3 protein-coding genes are annotated in these 2,473 nt (G+C 74.7%); all 3 read left to right on the top strand.

Annotation, left to right across the window (positions count from 1 at the left end; genetic code table 11):
• A partial coding sequence (locus ADY01_RS34915) for a glycoside hydrolase family 32 protein (protein WP_053171549.1) occupies window positions 1-1,038 on the top strand: 1,038 nt, incomplete at its 5' end.
• Window positions 1,035-1,952, top strand: a complete 918-nt coding sequence (locus tag ADY01_RS34920; protein ID WP_049580850.1) for a carbohydrate kinase family protein — start codon at window positions 1,035-1,037, stop codon at window positions 1,950-1,952. The genes ADY01_RS34915 and ADY01_RS34920, both read left to right, overlap by 4 nt.
• A 189-nt stretch (window positions 1,953-2,141) precedes the next feature.
• Window positions 2,142-2,473, top strand: a 332-nt coding sequence (locus ADY01_RS34925; protein WP_049568230.1) for a helix-turn-helix domain-containing protein, incomplete at its 3' end; no start/stop codon positions are given.

A 2,473-nucleotide genomic window follows, 5' to 3' on the forward strand; every position in this document is an offset into this window, starting at 1 on the left:
CCCCCGCCCGACGTCACCACCTACCGCGACCCCTACGTCTGGCGCACCCACAGCGAGCAGGCAGACCCCTGGCGGATGATCGTCGGCGCCGGGCTGCGCGACGGACGCGGCGCCGCGCTGCTGTACACCTCCCCCGACCTGGGAACCTGGACTTACCGTTGCCCGCTGCACCAGCGCGCCGACGAAGGCCCCGGCATCCGCACCGGCGAAGCATGGGAGTGCCCGCAGCTGGCCGCCTTCCCCGACGGCCGGGTGCTGCTCATCACCAGCTCCTGGTACCAGCGCACCGGCCCCGCCCAGGTCGCGGGCTGGGCGGGCACTACCGACGGCGAGCGCCACCACTTCGCCGACCCGTTCCGGCTTGACCACGGCCCCGACTTCTACGCCCCCGCGCTGCTGCACGCCCCCGACGGGCGCTGGCTGCTGTGGGGCTGGTCCTGGGAGGCCCGCGACGAACGCGCCGCCAAGGAAGCCGGCTGGGCCGGCGTGCTGACCCTGCCCCGCGAAATCACCCTCACCCCCGACGGCCGCACCCGGCAGACCCCCGCCCGCGAACTGGAGGGCCTGCGCACCGGCACGCCCCTCCAGGCACGGCACACCGCCCGCCCGGGCCGGGAGGGGTCGCTCGGCACCACGGAACGGGTCAGCGAGCTGCGCGTCACCGCCCGCTTCGGCCGGGATGCCGCCTGGGGGTTGCGGCTCGCCGGCGACGACGGCGAGCGCTTGGACCTGGTCATACGTCGCGGCCGGCTGACCATCGACCGCGGCCACGCCTCCCGCGACCCGCGCGCGCACGTCGGCACCTACGGGATGCCGCTGCCCCAGGCCGCGCCCGGACGCACCGTCGAACTGCGCCTGCTGCTCGACCACACCATCCTGGAACTCTTCACCGACTCCGGCGAGACCCTTACGCTGCGCTGCTACCCGACCGGCGACGGCCCGTGGACCCTGCTGTCCCGGGGACTGGCGACGGACTACGTGGCGGTCGAGGTGGAGGCGCACGCCCTTCGCCCGCCCGAGCCCGAGGAAGAGGCGTGAACGGCGGCCGGCGCGTGACCGTGGTGGGTGAGGCGCTGGTCGACCTGTTGTGGCCGGCGGGCGCGCGTACGGCGCGGGCGGTGCCTGGCGGCAGCCCGGCGAACGTGGCGGTCGGGCTGCACCGGCTTGGCCGGCCGGTCACGCTGGTCACCGCTTGGGGGGACGACGCGCCGGGCGCGCTGGTCGGGGCCCACCTGGCCGGTACGGGGGTGCCGGTGCGACGCGTGCCGGCCGAGCCGCCCGGCCGCACCATCGTGGCGCTGGCGTATCTCGACGCGAACGGCGGGGCGGAGTACGACTTCCTCGCGGCGTGGGACCCCCTGGAGCTGCCTGTGCCGGCGGACACCGCGGTGCTGCACACCGGATCGCTGGCCGTCGTCATCGAGCCGGGTGCGTTCCGGGTGCTGGAGCTGTGCCGTCGGCAGCGGGAGCTGGGCCGCACCGTGGTGGCCGATCTGAACGTGCGCCCCGCCGTGCAGCCGGACCCGGACTCCTACCGGTCAGTGGCGCGTCGGGTGGCCGGGGCGGTGGACGTGCTGAAGGCCAGTGAGGAGGACCTGGCCTGGCTCTATCCGGGGACCCGGCCGGCGGACGCCGCCCGGACGCTGCTGGGGTTCGGGCCACGGCTGGCCGTGGTGACGCTGGGCGCCGCCGGTGCGCTGGCGTTGATGGGGAGATCGGAGGTGCGCGTCTCCGCCCCCGCAGCGGAGGTGGTGGACACCGTCGGGGCGGGCGACTCCTTCCAGTCGGCGCTGCTCGACGCCCTCGCCGAACGCGACGGCGTGCCGACGGACCCCGCCGAACTCGCTCGCATCCTGGCCGGCTGCGCCGCCGCGGCCGCGCTGACCTGCACGCGCGTCGGCGCCGACCCGCCCACCCGCGCGGACATGACCGCCCTGCGGACCCGGCCGTGACGCGCGCGCTCTGGCTGCCAGACGACCAGGTGCCCCTGGATGAATGAAGCCACCTGCGGCCGTAAAGCGGGGACTGCCTCCACGATCGCTGTGTGAGACCCAGCCGCCGGTCGGCCCTACTGGAGTTGCTCTGGTCTGGTAGACACGGACGGGCGGGCGCGGATCGTGTTGCGGTGTGCGGAGCCGGATGTGGTGTATGCGCGGGTTGCCGCTGATCTGGGCGTGTCGGCGATGACGGTGGGCAAGTGGCGCCGGCGATTCGCGGACTTGCGGGTGGAGGGTCTGGTGGACGCCGGGCGGCCGGGACGTCCGAAGGCCGGTTTGGTCCTGACCGACATCGAACGGGAACAGCTGACGCGTTGGGTGCGCCGGGCGAAGACCTCACAGGCCCTGGCGCTGCGGTCGCGGATCGTGCTGGCGTGCGCCGAGGACACGTCGAACAAGCGCGTCGCCGCGACCTTGGGAACGTCGGTGTCCACGGTGAGTCGCTGGCGGCGCCGGTTCGTGGAGTCACGGCTGGA

Origin of the sequence: Streptomyces sp. SBT349 (assembly GCF_001083795.1) — a bacterium.
GTDB lineage: Bacteria > Actinomycetota > Actinomycetes > Streptomycetales > Streptomycetaceae > Streptomyces.